This is a genomic window from Cupriavidus sp. KK10 (genome assembly GCF_018223725.1).
Taxonomy (GTDB): domain Bacteria; phylum Pseudomonadota; class Gammaproteobacteria; order Burkholderiales; family Burkholderiaceae; genus Cupriavidus; species Cupriavidus necator.
Map to the genome: position 1 here is coordinate 162,606 of NZ_CP073678.1, position 26,186 is coordinate 188,791.

Annotated in this window: 21 protein-coding genes; 4 read left to right on the forward strand and 17 right to left on the reverse strand. The window is 65.5% G+C overall.

Annotation, left to right across the window (positions count from 1 at the left end; translation table 11 throughout):
• Positions 1-10: 10 nt before the first annotated feature.
• The 17 genes from KB879_RS31945 to KB879_RS32025 all read right to left on the reverse strand — a co-directional run bounded on the left by KB879_RS31945 (position 11) and on the right by KB879_RS32025 (position 20,372).
• Positions 11-1,087, reverse strand: coding sequence for a phosphotransferase (locus KB879_RS31945; RefSeq protein ID WP_211983450.1), 1,077 nt, complete (start codon positions 1,085-1,087; stop codon positions 11-13).
• 14 nt (positions 1,088-1,101) lie between these two features.
• Positions 1,102-1,770, reverse strand: a complete 669-nt coding sequence (locus tag KB879_RS31950) for a hypothetical protein (RefSeq protein ID WP_018003921.1) — start codon at positions 1,768-1,770, stop codon at positions 1,102-1,104.
• Between the two features lie 34 nt (positions 1,771-1,804).
• Positions 1,805-2,461, reverse strand: coding sequence for a c-type cytochrome (locus tag KB879_RS31955; RefSeq protein WP_211983451.1), 657 nt, complete (start codon positions 2,459-2,461; stop codon positions 1,805-1,807).
• A 9-nt stretch (positions 2,462-2,470) separates the two neighbouring features.
• Positions 2,471-3,925, reverse strand: coding sequence for a flavin monoamine oxidase family protein (locus KB879_RS31960; protein WP_371827485.1), 1,455 nt, complete (start codon positions 3,923-3,925; stop codon positions 2,471-2,473).
• Positions 3,926-3,947: 22 nt separating this feature from the next.
• A complete protein-coding gene (locus tag KB879_RS31965; protein ID WP_211983453.1) occupies positions 3,948-4,316 on the reverse strand; it encodes a hypothetical protein in 369 nt (122 codons plus the stop codon).
• A 98-nt stretch (positions 4,317-4,414) separates the two neighbouring features.
• Positions 4,415-5,704: an acyl-CoA dehydrogenase family protein gene (locus KB879_RS31970; protein WP_211983454.1), complete on the reverse strand. Its 1,290-nt coding sequence runs from the start codon at positions 5,702-5,704 to the stop codon at positions 4,415-4,417.
• A gap of 162 nt (positions 5,705-5,866) precedes the next feature.
• Positions 5,867-6,553, reverse strand: coding sequence for a TetR/AcrR family transcriptional regulator (locus KB879_RS31975; protein WP_018003916.1), 687 nt, complete (start codon positions 6,551-6,553; stop codon positions 5,867-5,869).
• A gap of 168 nt (positions 6,554-6,721) precedes the next feature.
• The gene (locus KB879_RS31980; RefSeq protein ID WP_211983455.1) at positions 6,722-8,071 is read right to left on the reverse strand and encodes an FAD-binding oxidoreductase; all 1,350 of its coding nucleotides are present in this window, start codon (positions 8,069-8,071) and stop codon (positions 6,722-6,724) included.
• Positions 8,072-8,082: 11 nt separating this feature from the next.
• Positions 8,083-9,324 carry a thiolase family protein gene (locus KB879_RS31985; RefSeq protein ID WP_211983456.1) on the reverse strand — a complete coding sequence of 414 codons (1,242 nt, stop codon included), beginning with the start codon at positions 9,322-9,324 and terminating at the stop codon, positions 8,083-8,085.
• Positions 9,325-9,349: 25 nt separating this feature from the next.
• Positions 9,350-10,906, reverse strand: a complete 1,557-nt coding sequence (locus tag KB879_RS31990) for an AMP-binding protein (RefSeq protein ID WP_211983457.1) — start codon at positions 10,904-10,906, stop codon at positions 9,350-9,352.
• Between the two features lie 104 nt (positions 10,907-11,010).
• On the reverse strand, positions 11,011-12,141 hold the full coding sequence (locus KB879_RS31995; protein WP_211983459.1) for a trans-acting enoyl reductase family protein: 1,131 nt from the start codon (positions 12,139-12,141) through the stop codon (positions 11,011-11,013).
• 79 nt (positions 12,142-12,220) lie between these two features.
• Positions 12,221-13,216: a YCF48-related protein gene (locus tag KB879_RS32000; protein ID WP_249221457.1), complete on the reverse strand. Its 996-nt coding sequence runs from the start codon at positions 13,214-13,216 to the stop codon at positions 12,221-12,223.
• A 9-nt stretch (positions 13,217-13,225) separates the two neighbouring features.
• Complete coding sequence (locus tag KB879_RS32005; RefSeq protein ID WP_211983462.1) at positions 13,226-15,604, reverse strand: RND family transporter; 2,379 nt, start codon at positions 15,602-15,604, stop codon at positions 13,226-13,228.
• The gene (locus KB879_RS32010; RefSeq protein ID WP_249221458.1) at positions 15,604-17,577 is read right to left on the reverse strand and encodes a DUF1302 domain-containing protein; all 1,974 of its coding nucleotides are present in this window, start codon (positions 17,575-17,577) and stop codon (positions 15,604-15,606) included. Before KB879_RS32010 ends, KB879_RS32005 begins: the two co-directional genes overlap by 1 nt.
• Positions 17,578-17,605: 28 nt before the next feature.
• Positions 17,606-18,970: a DUF1329 domain-containing protein gene (locus KB879_RS32015; protein ID WP_211983464.1), complete on the reverse strand. Its 1,365-nt coding sequence runs from the start codon at positions 18,968-18,970 to the stop codon at positions 17,606-17,608.
• A gap of 133 nt (positions 18,971-19,103) precedes the next feature.
• Positions 19,104-19,505 (reverse strand): RidA family protein, encoded by a 402-nt coding sequence (locus tag KB879_RS32020; RefSeq protein WP_211983466.1) that lies wholly within the window; start codon positions 19,503-19,505, stop codon positions 19,104-19,106.
• Positions 19,506-19,538: 33 nt separating this feature from the next.
• Positions 19,539-20,372, reverse strand: coding sequence for a phytanoyl-CoA dioxygenase family protein (locus tag KB879_RS32025; RefSeq protein WP_211983468.1), 834 nt, complete (start codon positions 20,370-20,372; stop codon positions 19,539-19,541).
• A 227-nt stretch (positions 20,373-20,599) separates the two neighbouring features.
• On the opposite strand from KB879_RS32025, the gene KB879_RS32030 reads away from it, so the two are divergent.
• The 4 genes from KB879_RS32030 to KB879_RS32045 all read left to right on the forward strand — a co-directional run bounded on the left by KB879_RS32030 (position 20,600) and on the right by KB879_RS32045 (position 25,773).
• Positions 20,600-22,165: an FAD-dependent oxidoreductase gene (locus KB879_RS32030; RefSeq protein WP_249221459.1), complete on the forward strand. Its 1,566-nt coding sequence runs from the start codon at positions 20,600-20,602 to the stop codon at positions 22,163-22,165.
• A 6-nt stretch (positions 22,166-22,171) separates the two neighbouring features.
• Entirely contained in the window at positions 22,172-22,810 is a 639-nt protein-coding gene (locus KB879_RS32035) for a cytochrome c (protein ID WP_211984284.1), read from the forward strand.
• 297 nt (positions 22,811-23,107) lie between these two features.
• Positions 23,108-24,589 carry an ATP-binding protein gene (locus tag KB879_RS32040; protein ID WP_371827455.1) on the forward strand — a complete coding sequence of 494 codons (1,482 nt, stop codon included), beginning with the start codon at positions 23,108-23,110 and terminating at the stop codon, positions 24,587-24,589.
• Positions 24,586-25,773: an adenylate/guanylate cyclase domain-containing protein gene (locus KB879_RS32045; RefSeq protein ID WP_211983472.1), complete on the forward strand. Its 1,188-nt coding sequence runs from the start codon at positions 24,586-24,588 to the stop codon at positions 25,771-25,773. Before KB879_RS32040 ends, KB879_RS32045 begins: the two co-directional genes overlap by 4 nt.
• Positions 25,774-26,186: the final 413 nt, after the last annotated feature.

Here is a 26,186-nt window from a genome sequence, read left to right on the forward strand (position 1 = left end):
GAAGTGCCGGTCAGCGCGAATGCATTTGCAGATGCTTCCAGGCCATTGCCGCGACCGGGCTGGCCAGTTTCCCGGCTTCGAGCGCACGCGTGGAAGTCGCGGTGCCATCCGACGCCCGCTTCATGATGCCTTGCAGGATGCCCGCGGTGCGAAACATGCTGAAGGCGAGGTAGAAGTGCCAGTCCTGCGCAATCTTGCGTCCGGTACGTTGCTCATAGGCACGCCGATAGGCCGCCTCGTCCGGGATACCCAGGCTGGCGGCGTGAACGCCTGCCATGCCCCGGAGCGGGCCCGGTTCGATATGCCAGCTCATGCAGTGATAGCTGAAGTCCGCCATCGGATGGCCGAGGGTCGAGAGTTCCCAGTCGAGCAGCGCAAGGACACGAGGCTCGGTCGGATGGAAGATGAGGTTGTCGAGCCGGTAATCACCGTGAACGATGCAGACCTGCTCCTCCGCTTCGTGCGGGATGTGCTGGGGCAGGCATGACATCAGCGCATCCATCGCCGGAATGGATTCGGTCTGGGAAGACTTGTACTGCCTGCTCCACCGCTCGATCTGTCGCGAAAAATAGTTGCCAGGCTTGCCATAATCGCCCAGGCCAACAGCCTTGCAGTCGACGCTGTGCAGCGCCGCGATGACCCGGTTCATCTCGTCGTAGATGGCCGCGCGCTCGTGCGGGGCCATGCCGGGCAGCGACGGGTCCCACAGCACGCGCCCTTCGACATGCTCCATGATGTAGAAGGCGCGGCCGATCACTGCCTCGTCCTCGCACATGGCATAGGTCCTCGCAACCGGCACGTCGGTACCGGCGAGCGCTGCCATCACGCGGAACTCGCGCTCGATGGCATGCGCCGATGGCAGCAGCCTTGCCCGCGGCCCGGGCTTGGCACGCATGACATAGGTCTGATCCGGCGTGACCAGCTTGAAGGTGGGATTGGACTGGCCGCCGTTGAACTGCTCGATGGCCAGCGGGCTGGCGAATCCCTCCACGTGCTGCGTCATCCAGTCCTGCAGTGCAGCGGGATCGAAGCCGATGGCTTCGGTCACCGGGCGCGTGCCGGCGAACGCAGAGAAGTCCGTGCTCATGGGAGTCGCCGGGTTCATCGGGCCGCCAGCATCGACGACAGCGATGCCTCGTTCTTCTCCGCGCGCTCCAGCGCACCATAGGCGTAATACATCACGACGCACATGAGCGACCACGCCAGGCACGCGAGCACATAGAAGAGGGCCTGCTCGTCATCGCCGGGGATCTTGTAAAAGTCGTAGATGGTGGCGATGGCCTGAGACGTCAGCAGGACTACGAGCACGCCGAGTGCAAGCAGACCTTCCCCGGCGCTCAGCAATCTCCAGGCAAAGTAGGCGAGGTACACCGAGAATGCGGACCACATCGCTACGTAGAAGTACGGCCGGGGCTGCGCCATGAAGTCTGCCGACACCAGGACCGCCGTTGCCGCGATAGCGGCGGCAAAGAACAGGACATCCGACAGGATGGACGGCTTGTAGCGATGCGTGACGGCCATCAGTCCGGCAGTGGCGATCACCGGAATACCGAAGCCCCGGGAGAACGCATCCAGGAAGTAAGAGATGCGATAGGAGAATTCCACACCGCCCAGGAAATAGAGCAGGAAGTTCGATGCCGAGAACGTCACGACCAGCCACTCGAACCCGAGAAGATAGTTGCGCTTGCCCAGAAACTTCAGGCCGAAGATCAAGGACGTTGCCACCAGTGTGGCGATCGAAAGGCAGAGAATGTAGAAGCTGAGTTCCATTACGACTCCAGGTATATGTTTTCGGGCAGCTTCGTCACTTCTGCGGGGCGAGGCTGGCGAGGTAGCTCGCCATCGCCTTGCGGTCCTGCGCTGAAGCCGCCATGGCAATGCGTTTCATCATTCCGGTCGGATCGCTGCGCGTGCCGTCGGCGAACGCGTCGAACTGCGCAAGCAGGTACTTATAACCCTGGCCGGCAAGGCGCGGAAACTGGTCACGCCCCATCAACTGGCCGCCGTGGCAAGCGATGCAGTTGCCCGATGCCACCAGCTGCCTGCCCCGCTCCCGCAACACCGCATCCGGCGTGAAAGTCCGGTTGGCCACGGCCGGTTGCCTGGCAAAGTGATCGGCCAGATGGTTGATCTCGGTCTCGCTCATGGTCATCGCCAGCGGGCCCATGGTAGGGTTGGGCCGCTCGCCGCTCGCGAACTTGTGGAGCTGGGCCGCCACGTACGGGGCCGGCTGGCCCGCCAGGCTCGGATAACCCTGATGCATCGAATTGCCCCTGACGCCGTGGCACGCGATGCAAGCGTCGGTCACGTGAGGCCAGGGCCCGCTATTGGTCTCGTAGGCCGCCGCGGACGCAGAGATGTAGCGGTCAAGCCGATAGAGTCCGAGGAGGTCGGCCCCCAACCAGGCCGTCAGTCCGGCAACGATGGCGCCGGCGGCGCCCAGCAATATACGTTTCTTCATCTCTGCCTCCTACACGCGACGCAGCGCGTTGAGCGCCTGGAGCGCGGCGTGGTGACCCGATCGCACGGCGCCGTCCATGTAGCCGGCCCAGATCTCGGCCGTCTCGGTGCCGGACCAGATCAGCTTCCCGCACGGTGGGCGCAAGGCCTCGCCGTGGGTGCTCCAGAAGCCCGGCGGGATCGCGGAGACGCAGGTGATCGTCCATGGATCAGCGCGGCCCCAGTCGTGGTCGTGATATGACACCGGGGACAGCGCTTCGCGGCCAAAGGCACGGGCGTACAGCGCCGTCAGGAATTGCTGCGCGGCCTTGGGTTCCGACGGGACCTGCGCGTTCGAGATAAAGGCGTTGATGACGCCGATCTCCCCCCCTGGCGGAGAGTTGTCAAAAGCCCACAGGATGGGCCCGTTCACCTGGAAGATATGTCCGTTCAAGCCCTTGTCGCGCCAGAACGGCCGGGAATAGACCATGGCCGTCTTCCGCGCCGGCGAGTGGGCGGGCCAGGCACGCTGCAGGGCGGCACGCTTTGCCGGCAGCGGGGGATCGAACTGGATCTGCTGGCACAAGGGTGGGCTCAGGGCCATGATCACCTGCCGGGCGCGCATCTCGCCATGGTCCCTGTGCAGCGTGACGACGTCGCGGTCCCATCCGGAGATTCGTCGCACCGGGCTCGACAGTCGCACCTTCCCGCCCAACGCCTGCGCCATCCGGTTGCTCAGTACCTGCGACCCGCCGACGAAACGCGTTTCCTGCGCGCTATGCTTGATGCTGTCGAGCTGCATGTAGTCGCAGGCAGCCGAATTGATCATCGAGAGGAAATGCAGCAGTCCCATCTTGGCCGGCATCACGCCGCCGGAGAGCGCGATGCTCGCATTCCAGCCGGTGCGGTCCTCCGGCTTGATGTTCTGTCGCGTCAGCCAGTCGCCGACCGAGAGCTTGTCCAGTTCGGCTGCCTTCGGCGACTTCCATGGCGCGCCGGCGGGAACTTCGCGCGAGAGCCCGCTGAGCTTGCTCCCGATCGCCTCGTCACTGCCGAACGTGCCCTTGAGGTCCATCTCCAGGCGGCCGTCGCCGCCGAGAATGACGGTGTTGCCCTGGTAGAAGCTCGGGAACGTGCCGACGTCCAGTTCGCGCGCAAGGTCGGCCACGGCGGTCTGGCCAGGGCCGATCCACTGGCCGCCGACCTCGGACACGTGCCCGGAACCCACGTCGTAGTTCAGCGTCCGCCCGCCAACGCGATCACGCGCTTCGAGCACGACCAATGACTCGCAGCCGGCATGGCTCAGGTCCCGTGCCGCCGTCAGGCCCGCCAGGCCCGCGCCGACAATGACGACGTCGAGGACGTCCCCCGGCTTGCCGGCATGCGCCGGCCCAGGGCTCAGGCTGCCCATACTGCCTACCGCAGTCGAGATGCCAGCCAGCTTGAGCAGCTGCCTGCGCTGCGTGTTGATTGAAGGCTTCACCATGTTGTTTCGCAATTTCATTGCCTCACTGCGGGTCGAGCGCGAACCTGCGCGCGCCCTTCCCGCTTCTCATGCTTCTGTGCCGGACAGCCCAGACCAGTCCGCGCAGCGCCTGCTGATCAGCCTGTTGCACGGCGGCCGTACACTGCTCCAGGACCTCCGGTTCCGGGAACAACATCAGTTCTGCCGCGCTCCCGAGCACCAGCGCGATCTCGAACGGCGAGCCCGCCGCGAGCGCGTGGCGCAGGAGGGTCGACAAGAGGCGTTCGATGCCGGCACCGTTTGCCGCATCCACGCGAATGCGCGCCACCGAGGCGCGGATCCGGTGGAGCAGTTCGCTGGAGCCGGGCTGCTGCCCCCATGCGGCTGCGCTCGCGCTGGAACATGTCGTCATGACTGCTTCTCACTGCAAAGGGCTGCTTTGTCCGTTGCCCTGCGCCGGCCGCCGCGACGGACGGTGTCTGGCGCATGGCCGGACGCATGCCGATACGCTTACTCGCGCGCCCAACCATTCTGGTAAAGCCGCCCGGCCAGCACCCCCAGGCGCGAGGCGAGCACGTAGTTCTCGCCGTCCTCGATCAGTGCGGAGCGCACATCGCGGAAGAGCTTCTCGATCGGGAACTCGCGCGTGGTGCCGTTGGCACCGAAGAGCTGGAAGGCCTCGTGCGTGATCTTCATCGCCTCTTCGGTCACGCTGACCTTGGCTTGCGCGGTCGCATAGGGATGGCTCTGCGGCGACAAGCGCGCGAATGCCAGGCTGCGGCGCGCGATGGCGCGCGCCATCTCCAGCCGGCGCAGCATCTCGCCGACGCGCAAGTGGGTCATCTGGTGGTCCATCAGCAGCGCCCCACCCTGCTTGCGTTCGTGGCAATAGGCCAGCGCCAGCTCGAAGGCCGCACGCGCCACGCCGACGAAGACCTGGCACATGTGGGTGCCCGCGAACGACCAGGTCGAAGCCAGGTTGCCAAGGTAGTCGTCCTTCAGCGCAATGGCGAAGCGCTTCGGCACCCTGACGTTGTCGAAATAGATCTCCCCCTGGGGCAGGGAACGCTGGCCGATCTTGTCCAGCGGTTTGCCGCGCGAGATTCCTGGCAGGTCGAGCGGCAGGATCAGGCCGATGCCGTTGGTGAACCCGCCCTGCTCCCCGGTGCCATGGAAGCCGTCGCCGTAGTCCGCCGCCATGTAGGCCAGCGCGACCTGCGCCACCGATCCGTTCGACACCCAGGCCGAGCTCTGGCCGTTGATGACGATCTCATCGGCACCGACCTTTGCGGTGACGTTGCCCACCGGCTGCTTGCCGCCGGCGCTCAGTTCCTCGCGGTACAAGATCGCGGCATCGGAACCGCGGTCGGGCTGTGTATTCATCCAGCAGCCGATCTTGCCCGCACACATCTCGACCAGTTCCTGGTTGCCGAGCGATTGCGCCATCGTCAGCGGCATGGTCGCGGCGCCCAGCGAGACGGCCAGGCCGGCATCGCCCCACCCGAGCTCCTCACCGATCAGCGATTCGATGCGAACGGCAACCTCAGGCGGAAACTGCGCGATCAGCTGCGGGTCGAGCCCCAGCTTCGCGCTTTCCATCATCGCCGCCCAATACGGCGACCCCGGGGCGACGACCTCCTCCGGCGTCATGCGGTCAAGCTCGCGGCCAACCGGCCGCAGTACCTCGCGAGCAAAACGATGAACGGTCTGCTGGATCGCGTTTTCCTCTTCGCTCAACGGCGTCTCGAATCCGGTCAGGCCGACTGCGGGCAGGGCCGTGGTCTTGTTCAGGCGAATCATCTCTGTCTCCTTTGTTCGTGGACAAACCGGGCGGCTGTCGGGACCAGTCGCTCATTTATTAGAACACTATACAAAACATAGGTCATGTTGCCAAACATACAAGCATAAAAAAAGACAGGGTAATCCCTGTCTTTCCGCATCCGGGCACCGACGTTGTGACGCCTAGCCGGCCTCTTCGGTCGACCGCTCGCCCAGCACGAGATGATTGACGGTGGCACGAAAGGCCTTGTTGAGGCCGCCGTGGTACGCACGCTTGCGTCGTCCCGCACCGAGCTGCAGGGCGAGTCCATCGGCCATGGCGATCAGCAGCGAGGCGACATGCAGACTTTCTGCCGTCTTCAGTTCAGGATTCACGGCTCGCGCCAGTTCAGCAATGCCGCGCGTGAGCGTGTCATACCACTCGTCGAACATGCGCGCACACTCGGGATCGGTGGAGGCCAGCGAAACGAAGTGCCACCACAACGCCGACTCCTTGTGGCTGCTGGCGTCTGTGAGCGCCTTATCCAGCAGCGTGTCGAGCGCCTCCCGCGGTGCCATGCGGCTGTCCAGCGCGCGCTTCAGGTCTTCGAGGTAGGCGTCGATGATCGGCGCCATGATGGCGCGCAGCACGGCCTGCCTGGTCGGGAAGTAGTACTGGAGGTTGCTGATGCTGATACCGGCGCCAAGGGCCACGGCGCGCAGCGAGAATTCCAGGCTGCCGCCTTCGAGCAGCAGCTTCCGCGCGACGCGGATGATGGCATTGCGCGTGCGCAGGCCCTGGGCCCGCAGCCCTTCGGGGTCTGCTCCGGTGGACGCTGCGGTCGCGGTGCGCCGCTTCCTGGTGGTGCGCGGTTCCGTAGGCACGGTCATCTCTTCTGCCTTGAATCAGGGCCTTTCGGCACTGGGGAAAGGATCGCGCCAGCGGGTCGCTGGGCGGGCGTCATTATAGCTGACGCCCGTCGGCGCGCATGGCGCCAGAGTCGCTTCGGCGGCGGCTCCCTCCTTGAAGATAGCAGTGAAATGGCATGCTGCCGCACCTTACCGGCGCGCGGCGTCCCTCGCCTTGCGGTTCACCCGGTGGTCCAGCCTGTTGGCCACGCCCAGCGCGGCATTGACCGCGCACCACTGCAGCGGTTCAGGCAGCGTCAGCGGCGTCTTGTGGCGCAACGCCGCAAGCAGCGGATTTTCCGCGCCGCAGATCCGCTCGGCCAGCAGCAGCCCCATCAGCGACTGGGTGCCGACGCCATGCCCCGAACAGCCGGCGGCATAGAGGACGTTGCGCTGTGCGCCGGCTTCGCCGACCACGGGCAGCGCGTCGTAGGCGAAACTGATATAGCCGCTCCAGCATGACCGGATGGCCAGGTCCCCCAGCATCGGGAAGCGCTGGTGCAGCCCGTTCGCCAGCGCCCGATAGGCTGCCTCGTCCGGCACATTCGGCGTCTGCCTGCCGTAGACGTAGTGCAGCCGCTTCGTCGTTGTCACAAGCGTGTTGCGCGCGGTCAGGCGATGGCTTTCCATGGTCCAGTGCGCCGTCACGATGCCTTCGCGCCGTGGCCAGCCGAGCGACGCCAGTTGTGCCGCGGACAGCGGCTCGGTCTCGAGCGCCGACACCCGCAGCGGGATCACCTTGTTGCTCAGCAGGCCAAGCTGCGGCGTATAGGCATTGGTGGCAAGCACCAGGAATGGCGCGTGCGCGCGGCCCCGTTCGGTCTGCACCGTGACGGTGGGGCCGTCGGCCCAGGACAGCACCTTCGTGTTCTCGCAGATCCTCACCCCGGCACGCAGCGCCGCGCGCCGCAAGCCCATGACATATTTGCCCGGATCGAGCGTGCCACCGCCTGGCAGGTAGCAACCGAACAGGAATGCCGGCGGTATGCCGCGCGCGCGCATCGCGGCGTAGTCAAGGAACTCCCCCGGCGAGCCGAGTGCCACGCCGGTCCGCAGGCTCTTGCGCAGCTTCTTCTCCTGCGAAGGATGAACCCCCGCACGGATAATGCCCGAGGCGTTGTATTCGCAATCGATCCCGAGCTCGGCAAGCTTTCGCTCCACGTAATCCACGCCGTCATCGTAGAAGCGGATGATCTGCTTCGCCTGCGCGTGACCCACGCGCCTGAGGAACAGATCGTACTCGAGCCCTTGCCCGCCCGCGAGATAGCCCGCGTTGCGACCGCTCGCGCCAAATCCGGCGAACTCGCGCTCGAGGACGATCACTTTTGCGCCGCGCGCGGCCAGCTCCAGCGCGGTGGAGAGGCCGGCAAAGCCGGCGCCGACAATGATCACGTCCGCGGCCGCCTCGCCCTCCAGTTCCGGCTGCAGGTCATCCGGCGCCTCCACCCAGCCGCCGAGCGGGCGATACACCGGCCTGCCCTGCCTGTCGAACCCAGCCATGTCTGTCTCCTTCAATCCTTGCTCAGGATATGGATGGCGAGCGCCGCTTCCTCGACGCCCTGCAAGCCCCCGCCGTTCTCCTGGATCGCGTGACGCGCGCCCTGCACCTGCCGCACGCCGGCTTCCCCGCGCAACTGGGTGACCAGTTCATAGAGCTGGCCAATGCCGGTCGCGCCCAAGGGATGACCCTTGGATTCGAGCCCGCCCGAGGTGTTGATGGGGATCCGCCCGCCCAGCGTGAACTCGCCGCGCTCGGCAGCCGGCCCGCCCTCGCCGAACGGCACCAGGCCGAGGTTCTCGGCCTGGATGATTTCACCCATCGCCGAGGCGTCATGGACTTCTGCGACGTGCATGTCCTGCGGGCCCAGGCCGGCCTGTTCATACGCCTGGCGCGCGGCCAGGTAGCCGATGTTGCGTTCCGGCGCATCAATGGGCCGGTGCGTGAAGCTGCGGATCACGCTCGCCGCAACCCGGATGCATCGGCCGCGGTCCGCGCCGATGCGCCGCAGGCCTGCCTCGGTGCAAAGAATGGCGGCCGCCGCGCCGTCCGAGACCGGCGCGCACATCGGCAGCGTGATTGGATACGTGATCGGCGGCGCGGCAAGCACCTCGTCGATCGTGAACGGCCGGCGGAACTGCGAGTGCGGGTTATGCACCGAATGCCCGTGGTTCTTCGCCGACACCGCCGCGATTTGGCGCTGTGTGGTGCCGTAGGTCTTCATGTGATACCGGCACAGCGCGGCATAGATCTTCATGAAACGGCTGTAGGGCTTGTCTGACTCCGATCCGGGCGGTGGCTCGATACCTTCGCCCAGCCGTGCCAGCGTCGCGAAATTCTCCTCGACCCTGGACACGTCCCACCCCCCTTCGAACAGCGCAAATGACCTGGCCTTGTCCGGAACGTTCATCTTCTCGGCGCCGATGGTCAGCGCCACGTCGCACGCTCCGGCCCTGAGGTGCTGCACCGCCAGGTGAACGGCGGTGCTGCCCGAGGCGCAGGCGTTCTCGACGTTGAACACCGGAATGCCCTCGACCCCGGTCTTGCTGAAGACAACTTGTCCGGGGACCGACAACTGGCCCTGCAGCGCGCCGTTGGTGATGCCGGAGTAGAACGCCGCGCCAATGGCGCCGGCGGTGCAGCCGGCGTCCGCCAGCGCGCCGCGCAGCGCCTCGCCGGCAAGGTCCTCGATGCTGCGCTCGGGATGCCGGCCGAATACGGTCATGGCGATGCCTGCGATGTAGATATTGCTCATAGCTTGTCGTTCCCCGAAAACCCGATCAGATCTTGCGTTGCAGGCCTTGCCAGTATTGCTCGCGCAGGTCTTTCTTCAGGACTTTGCCGACCGGGCTGCGCGGCAGCGCGGCGACGAAGTCCACGCTCTTGGGCGCCTTCACCGAGCCTAGCTTCTGCTTGCACAGGCCGACCAGTTCGTCCGCACTGACGCTATGGCCCGCGTTCAGTTCCACCACGGCCTTCACCGCCTCGCCCCACGTCTCGTCGGGCACCCCGATCACCGCGCAGTCCTGCACCGCCGGATGCGCCCAGATGACCTGTTCGACTTCGCTGGGGTACACGTTGAAGCCACCGCTGATGATCATGTCCTTCTTGCGGTCGGTGATATGCAGATAGCCGTCCGCGTCGAGATGGCCGATGTCGCCGGTGTGCAGCCAGCCGTCGACAATGGTCTCGGCCGTCTTGTCGGGCGCCTTGTAGTAACCCTTCATGACGAGGTCCCCGCGCACGCAGATCTCGCCGCTCTCGCCCTGGGGCAGCACCTCGCCACGGTCGTTCAGGATCTCCACGCGAATCAGCGGGTTCGGCCGGCCAACCGAGGACAGCCGCTCGTCCGATGCCAGCCGTCCGCCGACGAAATGCTCGGCCGGTGTCAGGTAGGAGATCGACGCCGGCGCCTCGGTCTGGCCGTAGCCGCCCGCCATGACCGGGCCAAACACTTCGATCGCGCGCTTGAGCTTCTCGACCGACATCGGCGCGGCGCCATAAAGGAAGCACTTGAGCGAGGAGAAGTCCTGCTTCGAGATGCCGGGGATGTCGAGCATACGATAGATGACCGTGGGCGGCAGGAAGAACTCCGTCACCCGGTGCCGCGCAATCGCGCCCAGCACGGCCGCGGGATCGGGCTTGGGCAGGACCACCACGGTGCCGCCCCGAGCGGTGCAAGGCAGCGACAGCATCCCGGCCGTATGCGTCATTGGCGCGGCGGCGAGGTTCACGGGGCGCTCCTCGCCCTGGTAGGGGAACGCAGTCATGAACTGCGCGAAATAGGTCTGGTAGGCGCGGTGCGTGTTCATCACGCCCTTGGGCCGGCCCGTGGTGCCGCCCGTGGCCGACAGGGTCACGACATCGTCCATGTCGTAGTCGACCACCGGTGCGCTCGACGGCTGGCCCGCGCTCCACGTCGCAAGCGACGGCGCCCACGGCAGGTCGGCGTCGATGCACACCCAGAGCTTCACCTTCGGCAGCCCGCCACGCAACGCATCGATCACCGGTGCGAACGCCTGCTGGAAGAACAGCACCTCGCAGTCGAAGGCGTCGAGGATGAACTGGTTCTCGTCGGGCGCATTGCGCCCGTTGACGGGGATATACGCCATCCCCGCGCGCCATAGCCCCAGCGCACAGCCCCAGGCCGTGACATCGTTGTCCGCCCAGACCGCGCCCTTGGTCTCCCTGGCGAGCCCTTCAGCGAGCAGCCCGTTGGCGATGCGGCACGACAGTTCGCCGATCTCCCGGAACGTAAAGCTGCGCTCGTCCTGGATATAGGCGATACCGTGCGGATTGATGCGCAGGCCGCGATCAAAAAAATCAATGATTGCCATCTCAGGCGTTCCTCACTCTCAGCGTGTTCTGACGAATTCTGTGAAACTATTCTGCGCAGCTATTCCCCGCCCTGAGGCGGGCAAGGAATAGCCGGACCGGCGAGTTAAAGGCTGGTCACCATGGCGCGGGCCAGCCCGCGCTGCTCGAGGAAGCCGAGCAGGTACCGATGGCCGAAGGCCTTCGAGCCCGAGGCAAAGCCGACGCGTGCCGTGTCGCCGTCAAGCAGCTTGATGACCTGGGCCGCCTGGATCGCGCCGGTGGCGATGTAGGGCGTGATGCCGTGCACGGTCGCGCGCACCGATGCGAGCTGGCCGCGACCGATGGCAAAGTCCACCGTGCGCTGCAGCGTGGTGCGTTCGCGCGGCGGCATGGCCGGCGTGGTCGAATCGACCAGCTGCTTGAGTACTGCGTCCTGCTGCTCGGGCGCGAGGTGCTTGTATTCGGACTCCCACTTCTGTCCGATCGCATGCACCATGCGCATGGCGTTGTTGTCGTAGAAGCCCACGCAGGAGGTACAGCTGCGCACGCGCGGATCGTTCTCGAAATAGACCGGCAGCGAGGTGCCGCCCCACGGCAGGCAGAACACCGGCTGCATGAACGCCGGGTCGACGATGTTGAACGACGCGTCCGGCGCATGGCGCTCCAGCTTCTTTTCCCACAGGAAGCACGCTTCCTGTCGGTAGCCTTCGAAGATGGTCGCGGTCGAGCCGACGCTGACCCCGGCGCCGCCGCGCGGGCCGCGGCACAGCGCGGCGGTCTCGAGCGCATCAACGCCCGGCGTCTCCAACGCGAGCTCGGCCGCGATTTCCGAGAACGTGTACATGTAGGCGTTCGACGGGGACACCAGCAGCCCGGCCTCGCGATACTGCTCGCCGAACTCGTCGCGGACCTGGCGGATGTAGTGCTGCTCGCCGGCCGGGTCTAGGTAGTGGCATCCGGCCTTGAGCGCCGCCTCGACCGCTACCATGCCGAAGCGGAAGAACGGTCCGACCGTGCTGCACACCACCTTGGCGCCACGGAAGGCCTTGACGAGCGAGTCGACGTCGTGCTCCGCCTCGATGATCTCGTACTCCGCCGCTTCGAGGCGGACGACACGCTGCGCCATCATTTCCCTGGTCCGGCCCGCATTGCGCGCGACAGCGGTGAAGGGAATGTTCTGGTCGATCAGCCAGTCCATGATCAGCATGCCGGTGTAGCCGCTTGCGCCATAGATGACGACGGGGTGTTTTGCCATGATTGTCTCCTTGAGAGGATGGGCAGGTTGGTTCTGCTCGGTGAATGAAGGTGTTGCAGTGCCGCGTGTGCGCGAAGGTCTATCGCTGCGCCGGGCCGGACGCCGGTAACGGGCCGGTCATCGACACCACCAGCGCGCGCGCGCCGTCAGCAAGCACCGCTGTCAGCGCCTCTTGCCCGGCGCGCTCCGTGCGCGCAAAGGTCTTGCCGTGGTCCGTGCTCGCGAGCACGGTGCCGCCCATGCCGACGATGGTCACGCTGCCGTCGGCGAGCTCCGCGATCCCCGTCAGCGACTGGGTTGTATGCGCGTCGACGGCTTGCCACGTCTTGCCGTCATCGCTGCTGCGATAGAGGTGACCGCGCATGCCACAGACGAGCAGCGTGCCGTCCGAGAGCGCAAGGCCGTGCCAGAGCGAGCCCTTGCCTGCGGTGGTCGTCGCTTCCCATGACTTGCCCCGGTCGGTTGAGCGGTAAATCGTCCCGCCCTCGCCGAAGACGAACAGCGAGCCGCGGGCGGTAGCGAACATGTGCAGCAGATGCCGGTCGGCGCTTTCGCCTGACGCGATCGCCAGGTCGGTCCAGGTCCGGCCTGCGTCGTGTGTCTCGATCGCCCAACCGTACAGGCCTACGACGATGCCATGCTTGAGGCTGTCGAAGTGCATCGCCAGAATCGGCTGCTCGACGCCGGGCGTGGCGCGCAGCAAGGTCCAGGTCTCGCCGCCGTCCTGCGTGGCCAGCACCACGCCATCGTGGCCCGCCGCGTAGCCGTGGCGGGCGTCGATGAATTGGACCGTGGTCAGCAGCGTACGGACCGGAACGGCTTTCGCCTGCCGGAAGCTGACGCCGTCATCGGACAGCAGGATCACGCCGTGGTCGCCGACCGCGACGACGCGCTTCCCGGCGCGCGCGGCTGCCAGCAGCGGCGCAGTGGCTGCGTTCGAAACCTGCCGGGCCCGTTCCATGGCCGGCCAGGGCGCGGGTGCCGTGGCCCCGGCGGCTGCTGCCGGCAACGACAGGCATGCCATGAGCGCGGCAAAGGGCAGGTATCGGAGCGGGCTCATCAAAAGGTGGCTCATCGTTGTGTCCTAGTGCTTCAGAATTTCCGGCATGTACACCGGTCCACGCCGCGGGAAGAATTTCTCGAGCATCGCCGCGAAGGCGGGCAGCAGCGTGATGGCCATCACCATGTTCACGATGAACATGAAGGTCAGCAGCGCGCCCATGTCGGCCTGGAACTTGAGGCTCGAGAACGTCCACGTGGCCACGCCGACCGACAGCGTGATGGCGGTGAACACGGTGGCAAGCCCGGTCTCCTTCATCGCCAGCTCGAGTGCCCGGGTGAACTCCAGACCGTGCGCAAGCTGCACCTGCAGGCGGTTGTAGATGTAGAAGGCGTAGTCCACGCCAACGCCGACCGCGAGCACCATCACCGGCAGCGTGGCCACGGTCAGCCCGATCTCCAGCTTCTTCATGAACCAGTAGCCGATCCACGTCGCGACGGTCAGCGGCAGGCAGCAGGCGATCATCGCGCGCCAGTCGCGGTAGACCAGGAACACCAGGATCAGGATGGCGGCGTAGACGTAGAGCATCATCGGCAGCTCGCTTGCCTCCAGCACCTCGTTGGTGGCGGCCTGCACGCCCGCGTTGCCGCTCGCCAGGCGCACGTGCACGCCGTCGATCCGGTTGGCGTCGCGGAAATCCTTCACCGCCTCCACCACCCTCTTGATCGTCGTGGCGCGGTGGTCCGGCAGGTAGAGGTTGACGCCCTGCACGCGGCAGTCGATCGACGACAGGCCGACGATGCGGTTGTTCACGCCCTGGAACTGCGAGCCGAGGCCGCGCGGGTCGCGCGTCACGGTCGCCATCTTGGGGCTGCCCTCGTTCATGCCGACGTTGTAGAGCTTGAGCTGCGCGGCCAGCGAGTCGGTCGACACGACCCCGGGCACGCTGCCCATGCGCCAGGCAAAGTCGTCGATGAACAGCAGCTCGTCGGCGCGCGAACAGACTTCGCCCTTGTGCTCCGGTCTCGCCTCGAACACGACGGTCAGCCAGTCCAGGCCCACGTCGAAGCGGTCGACGATCGCCGCCACGTCGAGGTTGTAGCGCGAGTCCGCGCTCAGTTCCGGCGCGCCCGCCTGCAGGCTGCCGATGTGGCGCCCCTGGCTCTGCCAAACCGCCAGGCCGAAGACCACCGCGCCGGCAAGCGTCACCATCGCGGCGTTGCGCGGCCGCGCGATGCGGGCGATGGCTTCCAGCCACAAGTTATGGCGTTCACGCCGGGCCAGGGACCGGCGCGCGAACTCCGGCGAAAAGCGGAAGTACGACGCGGCCACCGGCAGCATCATCAGGTTAGTGACGATCTTGTAGCCCACGCCGATCGCCGCGGTCAGCGCCAGCTCACGGATCATCGGGATCGGAATCAGGAGCAGCGTGACGAAGCTGACCAGCGCGGTGATCAGCGCGAGCGAGCCTGGAATCAGCAGGCCCGTGAAGCTGCGCCGCGCGGCCATGGCGGAATCGGTTCCCTGCGCAACTTCACGCACGATGAAGTTGATCTGCTGGATACCGTGCGAGACGCCGATGGCGAACACCAGGAACGGCACCAGGATCGCCAGCGGATCAAGCCCGTATCCGAGCAGGCGCAGCGTGCCGAACTGCCACACCAGCGACACCAGCGAGCACGCGAGCGGCAGCAGCGTCAGGCGGAGCGAGCGGCAGTACCAGTACACGGCGAGCCCGGTGAGCAGGAAGGCGATGGCGAAGAAGCGTGCCACGTCGGCCGCGCGGTCGGCGATGTCGCCGGTCTGCTTGGCAAACCCGATGATCTGGATCTCGACCTTGTCATTCTCGAACGGGCGCCGGATCTTCTCCTCCAGCAAGCGGTTGAACTGGATATAGTCGAGCTTCCTGCCCGTGGCCGGGTCGACATCACCAAGCTCGGCGGTGATCAGCGCGCTGGTCTGGTCGCGCGCGACCAGCGTGCCGATATGGCCCCCGGCGGTGGCACGCTGGCGGACCATGCCGATCACCTCGGCCGACAGCTTCTCCGGCACGACGTCTCCGCCGGTCACCGCCTCGGCGCGGAAGCCGTCTTCGGTGATCTCGGTGAAGAAGACGTTCGGCGTCCACAGCGAAGTCACGCTCGCCCGGTCCACGCCGGGCAGGTAGGTGACGGCTTCGGTTACCTTGAGCACCTGGGTCAGCGCCTGCGCGTTCCAGATGTCGCCGTCGCGGGCATGGACGGCGATGGTCAGCCGGTTGGCGCCGAACAGCTGGTGGCGGTACTGCTCGAAGGTCTTGATGTACTCATGGCCCTGCGGCAGCTGCTTTTCGAAGCCGGCTTCGAGCTCGAGCTTCGCCCCCAGCACGCCCATGACGGCCGTGAAGCCCGCCAGCAGCAGCAGGAATGGAAGGCGATGCCCGAACAGGGCAGCTTCTAGACGGGTTAACAGGCGTGCAAGCATCAGAAGGCGGTGGTCATGCTGAGGGAAAAGAAGTCGCGGTCGCGCAGCAGGTTGCTGCCGCTACCGCCCCAGTTGTGGGTGTAGTCCAGGCGCAGCTTGGTTTCCGGCTTGGTCTTGAAGTCGATGGTCGCGCCGATCACCGCGGCGCCCGCGCCCTGGATGAAGCCCGGCAGCGCCGTTGCCGAATAGCCACCGATGCCCTGCATCACGGCGATATCCGGCGACAGCGACGCCCTTGTGCCGATGATATTGGGATAGGTCACCGACGCCGCCAGCACCATGCCCGCCGAAAGCTTCGTCGGCAGCTTGTAGTCGGCGGTGACCGCATACGGGATGCCGGCGTTGAGCTTCAGCTTCGGGTAGTAGGCGAGCGCACCCTCGGCGGTGAGCGTGCCCTCGCTGGCGCCCAGCGCGCGCAGCAGCCAGCCGAACGATCCCGATGGCGACATGATGTGGATGCCGGTCAGGTGCAGCTGGTAGTGCTGCGTGTCGACCCAGCCCTTGCAGCTGCTGCCGACCGGCTTCACGTTGAAATCGGCCAGCGCATTGCAGTAGTACGGATTGCCCGGATCGATCACCGTGGTGGGGTCGATCGCGACGCCATCGCGCGGCCGATAGGAAAGCTCCGTGCCGATCACCCACTCGCCCGCCTGGAAGTTGTACGACAGGCCGAACAGGTCGCGGTTCTTGCCGTAGTCGAGCGACGCCTGCCAGCCGAAGGGGTTGGCCGTGGTGGTGCCCACCTGGTAGCTGACGAACGGCACCTTGTCGCTGTAGTGCTGGTAGTAGAAGCCGAGCTCGTTGCCGCTATCGGGGAACTTGTAGCGCAACGCTAGCCCGCCCTGCCCGGCATTGGTCGGCTTGTTGTCCGGGCCGCGCGGGATGAACGTGCCGGCGCCAAGCAGCGGCCCCACCGGGTTGGCGCCAGGGTCAGCCAGCTCGCCAGCGCTCAGGCGGCGGTTGTAAGGCAACCCGGTCGCGGGATTGATGCCAACGATCCGGGTGCCGTTGTCGCCGATGGTGGCGCGCGGAAACGGCGGCAAGCCCGCGGCGCCCAGCGCCGCATTGACCGTAGAGGTCGGGATATAGAGGCCGCGCCCACCACTGCCGACGAAGTCGCTGGTCGAAAAGAACGTCCCGGGCGCATCGAACACAAAGCTGTTCCACTTCCACTGGTAGAAGGCTTCGATGCCCAGGTCCGAACCCAGCGACGAACTGGCCGAGACCATCGGCGACGGGATGAACAGGTTCTTCAGCGGCGTGCCGGGCTGGTGCGCCGACGGCAGGTAGATCGGGTTGATCGAGTTCACGCCGCCCGGGATGTAGAGGTTTTCACCCCAGCTCAGCACCTGGTTGCCGACGCGCACGCGCGCCTGCTGGTCGCCGACCTCGAACTCCTTAGTCACGTAGGCGTCGAGCAGGCGCGGGTTGCTGGTGGCAAAGTTGCGCGCCGACGGGTCGAGGTCGCTGCGCCGGGTGTGGTCGACAGCGAAGTCGTAGTTGACCACGCCGCGCAGCAGCCCGCTCCAGCCGTCGGACGCCTTGACGTACAGGTCGCTGGTCCACTGCGCATTGGCGGACACCGGCTGCCAGCGCTTGTAGTTCAGGTTGCCGTCGTCCTGGTTCACGCGCAGCACGTCCAGGCTCGACGAGAACACGGCCGGGTTGCTCTGCTGCAGCGGCGTCGGGGCGTCGCCGACGCAACCGCCGTTGTCATTGCCGACGAAGCTGCAGTTCGTTTTCGACGTGCGCACCGCCACGCCGAACGACACCGTCGAGTCGAAGGCCACCTGCCAGCCGTTGTCGAGCGTCCATTGCGCGGCGCGGGCCGCTCCTGCATTGGCCCCAGCCAGCACGCCGACGATCGCGGTGCAGACCAGCTTCCGGTCCAGTTTCCTTGCGCTTGCACATGCATTCGCACTCGCCCTGCCGATCGCCCCGGCGACCGGTCCCGCGTGATCACGCAGTTTCATGATGGCCTCTCCGTACCCGTGTGATCGCTTAGCGCGTGGTGAATCGGCGCAGGCCGTCCGGCTCGAAGGTCTTCTCTTTCAGGCGTCCTTCGCGCGTGGCCAGCCAGTCCGGCTCCTTGCGGCCTGCGACCACGCGGTCGAGCACCGCGCGCCGGGTCTGGTGGTCATAGCTGGTGTTGGCCGCCCACACGCAGGCCGGGATTTCCCAGGCCATGTAGGGGCCCATCTCGGTCGTGCGCCAGACCTTGCCCTGCGCGTCGTACATGTCTTCCACCAGGATGGTCCAGGTGTCCTCGTCGAGATAGAACACGCGCTTGGGGAAGGTATGGCGCATGCCGGACTTGAGCGTGGCCTCCACCACCCACATGCGGTGCAGCTCGTAGCGCGTATGGTCGCGGCTGAGGAACTTCGGCTTGACGACATCCTCGACCTTGTTCGCGGAAGAATTGAGGCGATAGGTGTTGTACGGGACGTACATCTCCTTCTTGCCGACCAGCTTCCAGTCGTAGCGGTCCAGCGGGCCGTTGAACTGCATGTACTGGTCGACCGTCAGCAAGTTCTCCGTATTGAGCTGCGGCGCGTCGTACTGGTACGTCGGCGCCCGGCGTACGCGGCGCTGGCTGGCGAAGTACAGCCAGACGTCGTTGGCCTCGGCGAACTTGTACCGCGTGAGCGTGGCATCCCCGGCGATCGACGGCGGGCTGGTGAAGGTGTTGAGGTACAGGCTTTCGATGCCGCGCGCGTCGGCGACGCCCTTGTTCGACGGCGACCACATCGGCGACGTCTGCCATTCCTCCTGGCCGAGCGGCTCGCCGATGCCGTCGCCGCCTTTGGGCGGGATATAGCCGGCGTAGCTCATCTGAAAGCCCTCGCCCTTCCAGTGCAGCTTGTGGTTCCACATCGCTTCGACGCCGCTTTGCGGGATCGGGAAAGGCACGCCGGCACCGAGCGCCTCGGCCAGGTTCTGGCCGTTGTCGGCAAGCCTGGCGCTCGCCGCATTCTTCTTCGTGCGCTCGTAGTAGAAGTCGGGGAAGCCACAGGAACGGCGCGTCGTATAGACGTCCATGCGGTAGCCCGGGATCGTCTTCACCATCTCGACCTGCCCGGGGGCGAGCTTGTCCTTGTAGCGGTCGACATTGGACGCGTCGATCGACAGCAGGCGCTTGTCGTTCGCATAGGGGTCGGGGCGCGGCGTGCCGGGCTTCCAGCCGCCTGGCGCCTTCATGTCGCCACCGGTCCATTCCGGAATGGACCCGTCCTTGTTGCCGGCACGCTCGGCACCCACCGGGGTAAGGTCCTTGCCAAACCGGGCCATGTCCTGTTCGGGAGCGGCGGCGTAAGCTGCGCCGCCGAGCGCAACGGTCGCGCTGATCAACCACGTCGTGTATTTCATCTGTGTCTCCTACCACCAGGTTCAACCGGTTACTGTCCCGGCTTCGCATTCTTTAAACAGAGTGCCTAACATAGGACACTATGACAAACATAGGCGCAAAAAAATGGCGGTTGTTGCCCGCGAGCGACCTGGCTCAGGTTTCGCCGCTGCCCACTACCGCAACCGCCTGGATCTCGATGCACAGCCCCGGCAGCGCCAACTCGGTCACGCCGACCGCAGTCCAGGAGGGATAGCGGTTGGGGATGTACTCGTCCTTCACCCTGGTGAATTCGGCGAGCTCGCTGCGAAAGCGGGTGTGGTAGGTCGTCAGTTCGACCACGTCGGCAAGGCAGGCACCGGCCGCCGCCAGGACGCCTTTCAGCGCTTCGAAGGCGAGCCGCGCCTGCGCCTCCATGCCTTCTGCAGGGGTCATGGTGGCGTCGACGCCAACCTGCCCGGAAACCCAGATGGTGTCGCCAACGCGGGTCGCGGGAGAGAAATGGAGGGCGTCGTACAGCGCCTCGGTGCCGGGCGGAATGATGGACTGTCGGTTCATGGCGGGAGTCGTCATGTCAGGGAAGGCCTTGGCTTAGAAAATTTGACGGAAGCAGGAAGCTCGGAACGGGTCGCCCGCCTTCAGCGATGCCAGTTCTTCAACAAACAGGACGCCCGCCGGCGTGAAACCCGCATCGCTGTGCTCCGGCAGCGGACTGAAGACCGCATCGTCGCCAAAGAAGCGCATCACCAGCGTGTGGCGATCCGGGAAGTCGGCGTCGACGGCGCCGCCCCCGTGCAGCACGCCGGGATGCAGCAGCAGCACGTCGCCGGGCCGGGTCGCCCAGGAGACGATGTCGTACGCATCGGGATTGGCACGGCGCTCGACCTCAATATTCGGCAGCTGCGGCCAGGCGTCACCACCGTGCAAGGGTTCGGTGGGATCGTCAGGGTTCTGGAAGGTGCTGCCGTCGTGGCGCGTGCCGAGATGCGAGCCGCGGACGATCTCCAGCGCGTTGCGTTTGGGTACCGCTTCGAAACTGATCCAGGCGTTGGCGAAGTGCTTGCCGGCCCAGGGGAGATAGGAAGTGTCCTGATGCCAGGGCGAGCGCCCTGCGTTGCCGCCGGCCTTCAGGAACAGTTCCTCGGCGAAATACCAGACGTGCTCGGAGCCCCACAGGTCGGCAAACAACCTGCCAAAGGGCAGCGCGGCGGCCAGTTCATCCAGCCTGCCCTTGGCAAAGGGATTTGCGTTGTCGACATGCGACTTCTGCACCGAGCCGTCGAACAGGCTGTGCGCATTGGGACCGGGGTTCTCGATGCCCCAGTCGAACGCCTGCCGGCACAGCGCCAGCTGTTCCGAATTGAGACAGCCTTCGATAAGGACGGCCCCGTCCTCCGCGAAAGCCTTGCGCTTGGATTGATCCATGGGTGAACTCCTGTCGTTCCGAGGCCGATTCGTTAATAGGCCAACACACCAAAGTTAGGTCACTATGACAAATATCGAAAGAAGAAAAAAGACAGGGTATTCCCTTCCCTGACTCGTCATTCATGGCGCGAAGCGATGCCGAAACCACCTACACCGCGGTCTTTTGACTTGTTTGTCTTTTCGTCCTATATTTACACTCATATACTACTTTTGGCTTTCACCGAACAATGAGCGAGCACACAAGGCGCCGGGATGGCGCGGCACAGGTCGAGGCGATACAGGACAGGGCGCCCGGCTCCGGGCCGGACTCACACACGCGGCGCCGGCTGCTCGGCATTGCGGCAGCGGCGGCGGCGGCATCGCTAGCGGTAGCTGCCGCACCGCATGCCGCCAGCGCCGCACCCCTGCGCGCGGGCGCTGCACGCGCTCAGCGCGACGTGCTGGACGTGGCCATCCTCGGCGCCGGCCTGGCCGGACTGACCGCCGCGCGCGACCTGCAGCGCGCCGGCTGCCAGTCCTTCGTGGTGCTGGAGGCGCGCAACCGCGTCGGTGGCCGCACCTATAACCACGACCTCGGCAACAGCGTGGTTTCCGAAGCGGGCGGCCAGTGGATCGGCCCCGGCCAGACCGCCATTGCCGACCTGGCGCGCGAGCTCGGCGTCGAGACCTTCGGCACCTATTACGCCGGCAAGACCGTATTCCTCGCCGACAACATCCGCGTGACCCAGGACCTGCATGGGGGCATCGGTGCGCAGGGACAGGTTGCCGCCAGGCTCAGCGAGATGGCGCGCGGCGTGCCCAGCGGCGCGCCATGGAAGGCGTCGAAAGCGGCGGAATACGACAAGCTGACGCTTGGCGACTGGCTGGCGCGGCAAGGCCTGAGCAACGAGGAGAAGTTCTCCTTCAGCATGGCGGCGACCCTGTCGCTCGGCGCGCCGCCCGCACAACTCGGGTTGTTGCACTATCTGTCCGTGATCAACAGCGCGAACAGTGACTACGACACGCTCGAGAAGATCAAGGACGGCGCACAGGAAACCCGCTTCGTCGGCGGCTCGCAGATTCTCAGCATCCGGATGGCGCAAGACCTCGGCGACAAGGTCCGGCTGTCCTGCCCGGTGCGCAAGATCGTGGGCTGGGACCGCGAGATCGTCGAACTGCACACCGATCACGGCGTGGTGCGCGCGCGTCACGTGATTGCCGCGCTAAATCCGGCGCTGTGCCAGCAGATTGTGTTCGATCCCCCCCTGCCTCCCGGCCGGGCCCAGTTGCACCGGGCGTGGCCTGCCCATGCGCCCATGCGCAAGGCCGCACATGTCTACCCACAGCCGTTCTGGCGCGAGAAAGGCTTCAACGGCCAGGTGGTGCCGCTCGACGGCCCGCTGATCTGGTCGGTCGACAACTCGCCGCCGGACGGCTCGGTCGGCGTGCTCAGCGCCTTCGTCAAACCCGGCTACCTGCCGGCCGACCCGAACGCCGCCGAGCCCATCCTGTCCGCCATCTATGCCAGGGCATTCGGAGACCAGGCGCTGAAGCCCACGCAATACCACGACCTTGACTGGGGCAAGGTCGACCCCTGGTCGATGAGCTGCATCAACCCGATGCCCGCCGGCTTCTGGACGAAACTCGGCCAACACCTGCATCCACCGCTGGGCCGGCTGATCTGGTCGGGGACCGAGACGGCCGACATCTGGGCCGGCGCCATGGACGGCGCCGTGCGCTCGGGACACCGTGCCGCCCTGCAGGCACTCGGCGCGCTGCAAGCGCCGCTGCCCTCTCCCGTCCCGGAGGCATAAATGAAGATGAAGCGCATGATGCTCGCGACGGCCGCGGTAGTGGCGGCAGCGGCCGCATTCCTCGTTCCCGAACTGGTGGACTACCATCGGTTCGGCTCGGCACTGGACAATCAGGCCAGGGCAAGCCAGGCCAATGGCGGCCCCTGGCCGCAATTTGCGGAGACCTGCTTTGCCTGCCATGGTCCGCAAGGGCAATCCCGGAACGCGGAGTACCCGGCCCTGGCCGGGCAGCCGGCAGCGTATCTCGAGGCGCAGCTGCGCGCGTTCGCCAGCGGGCAGCGCGACAACCCGACCATGGGGCCACTTGCCAGGAGCCTGACCGACGAGCAGATCCGGTCACTGGCAGCCTACTACGCAAGGCAGGCACCGGCCGACAGCACGGACGCGATGGAGAGCGCCGCGCTCGAAGCGCGCGGCAAGGCCGTGGTCCAGGCGCGCAGCTGCCAGGCCTGCCATGGGGAAGCACTGACGGGCAAGGCGCTGGCACCGCGTCTCGCCGGCCAGGGAGAGCATTACCTAGCCCACCAACTTGCGGCGTACAAGAGCGGCAAGCGCCATGACGCGACCGGCGCGATGGACGGCATTGCCGCCACCTTGTCGAACGAAGACATCCCGGCCGTGGCCCGCTATCTCGCCAGGATGTAGTGGCATCCAGCCTCGGTTGAGCTGCCTGGAGTGGTGCACTATCGACTTACGAGTTGACCAGCGACTTCACCGCCCCGGCCGGTTTGCACCGGCAGTGGCTGGGCGTATTCTTTCCCTGAGACGCGGATTCCGGCCGGCCTGCCATCGCCGCTTGCATGCCAGGCGCCAGCCCGCGGACTGCGGGGGTAGATCATGCGCAGGCAGACTCACGGCGGAGCGGGAAAGGATCGCCTTTCCGCCCTCGACTTCAGGCAGTTCGAGCCGCACTTCAGGCAGCTAGCCGATGGCATTCCTCACATGATCATGACCGCCGATGCGGATGGTCAGATCGATTACTGCAACCGGCGGTGGACCAGCTATACCGGCCTTGGCCTCGACCAGACCCGGTCCGGCGCCTGGAAATCGGCCGTCCACCCCGAGGACATCGCGCGCAATCTCGGCCGCTGGGCAGACGCGGTGGCGCAGGGCCGCGAATACGAGATCGAATATCGCCTGAAACGGGCATCCGATGGCGCCTACCGGTGGCACCTCGAACGCGGGTCGCCATTGAAGGATGCCGACGGCAAGATCGTGAAATGGCTCGCATCCAGCACGGATATCGAAGCGCTGAAGCAAGCCCAGGCGTCCGCTGAAAGCGCCAATCATGCCAAGACGGAATTCCTGTCGAACATGAGCCATGAGTTGCGCAATCCGCTGAACGCCATCCTTGGCTTCGCGCAGGTGATGGCCTCCGAGTCTCCGCCTCCGACTGCGTCGCAGCAGGCCAGCATCGACCAGATCCTGAAAGCGGGCTGGCATTTGCTGGAGCTCATCAACGAAGTGCTTGACCTGGCCAGAATAGAAGCCGGCCAGGCGTCGCTGTCCCCCGAGCCGGTTTCGGTCATCGACACCGTGCACGAGTGCCAGGCAATGCTTGAGCAGCAAGCAGTGAAACGCGCGGTCCGCATGCGGTTTCCCGCGGCCACGCCACCCTGCTTCGTCCGTGCCGACCGGACCCGCCTGAAGCAGATCCTTCTCAACCTGCTTTCCAATGCCATCAAGTACAACCGGGACCGGGGCTCGGTCGATGTGCAGGTGACGACGACGGGACATCGCGTATGCGTCAGCGTGCGCGACACCGGCACGGGGTTGACACCGGAACGGCTCGCTCAGCTATTCCAGCCGTTCAACCGCCTCGGACATGAGGCGGGCCCCGTGGAGGGCACCGGGATCGGGCTCGTGGTAGCCAGGCGACTGGCCGAGCTGATGGGTGGGACCATCGACGTTGAAAGCACGCCCGGCGTGGGCAGCGTGTTTCGGGTCGAACTGCCTGCCGCCGCCCCTCCGGCAATCTCTCGCGAAAGCACGGACACCGCCGCGCCCGTCCGGGCGCGTGTCGAATCTTCGAGCACGATGCATACCTTGCTGTATGTGGAAGACAATCCGGCGAACCTCAAGCTCCTTGAGCAACTTGTCGCGCGCCGGGCAGATGTGCGTTTGTTGTCCGCGGCCACGGGGACGCTCGGCGTCGAACTTGCGCGCACTGCCCTGCCCGAGGTGATCGTGATGGACATCCATTTGCCCGACATCAACGGCATCGACGCACTGGCGCGCCTGCGCGACGACCCAGTGACGCGGCATATCCCGGTCATCGCCCTCAGTGCCAACGCGATGCCGCGCGACATCGAGCGTGGCGTGAAGGCAGGATTCTTTCGATACCTGACCAAGCCGATCAGGATTCAGGAGTTCATGGACGCACTGAACGCTGCGCTGGAACCGCCGCGAACCAGCTTGCCATGATCGACACGGCGGATATCCTCGCTGCAAGAATCCTGGTCGTTGACGATCTCGAGGCCAACGTCCTGCTGCTCGAGGCCATGCTGCATGGGGCCGGCTACACCCGTGTCGAGGCAACCACCGATCCACGCACGGTCGGCGAGCTTCACCGCAGGAATCACTATGACCTGATTGTGCTGGATCTCCAGATGCCGGGCATGGATGGCTTCGAAGTCATGGAGCACCTCCAGGCCGTACAGCCGGAAAGCTACCTGCCGGTGATCGTCATCACCGCCCAGCCCGATCACAAGCTGCGAGCACTTCGGGCCGGAGCGAGAGATTTCGTGAGCAAGCCGTTCGACCTCGGCGAGGTGCTGATGCGGGTAAGGAACATGTTGGAAGTGCGCCTACTCCACTGTGAGTCCCTGCGGTACGGCGAGGAACTCGAGCGCAAGGTATGTGAACTGGAAGCGAGCAGGGAAACGATCGTTCACCAAAGCGATGAACTCAGGCAGCTCTACGAAAAACTTGTTCGCGAGCAACAGGTCACCGAACGACTGCTCCTTAATGTACTGCCGGCGCCCGTTGCCGAACGGTTGAAGCTGCGATTCGATCTCATCGCCCCCGGTCCGCCCGAAATCATTGCCGACAGGTTCGAGGAAGTGTCGGTGCTGTTTGCCGACCTCGTCCAGTTCACCTGCTTCTCTCCTGCCCTGAGCCCCGAAGGCCTGGTAGCCGTACTAAACGAGATCTTCGCTGAGTTTGACGATATCGCGGAGAACCGCGGGCTGGAGAAGATCAAAACGATCGGCGACGCCTATATGGCAGCGGCCGGCCTTCCCGTCCCTGCTGACGACCACGCAGCCCGGGCCGCTCACATGGCACTGGACATGCTGGATTTCCTGACCCGGTTTAACCAGCAAAGCGGCTTCAGCTTGCAACTGCGGGTCGGTATCCACAGCGGCGCGGTCGTTGCCGGCGTGATCGGCCGACGAAAATTCATCTATGACTTGTGGGGCGAAACCGTCAATATTGCCAGCCGGATGGAGTCCCACGGTATTGCCGGCCGTGTTCAGATATCGGAAGCCACCAAGGAACAGCTGGGGGAATCCTTCCTGCTGGAAGCGCGCGGAACCATCAACGCGAAGGGAATCGGCGAGCTACGGACATGGTATGTAGCTGGACGAACCACTGACGGCTCTCGGTAATCGCCCGCTGGCCGCGACGCCGCATGGTTCCACCATTGATTTCAGCCCGCCTTAACACAGGCTCGAGCCCATTCCCCGCTCACGCTCGTTTCGTCCTTCGCCCGGAGCTTCGCCTGAAGTCGGTGCTGTACTCGCGCTAGCGCGCCCACTCAATTTTCGACGCCTTTCCCTGATCCTCCTTCGTGAGGAAGCGCCAGATCCCCTCCCTCGATTGCAGTAGATGAACTGGTCGCTTACTGTACACCGCTGCAACGAAGATCATTCTGGATGGCCGTTACAGATTGCTTACCGGCCTTAATTGCAATTAGGCCGGCTGACCGAGAAGGGTCGGGAGCAGCCGTAGCACTCGCGTCGGAGCGAAGGGCAAAAGTGGGTCGACTGCTGCCTGTCGCCGGTGACTTTTTCGCACCGGC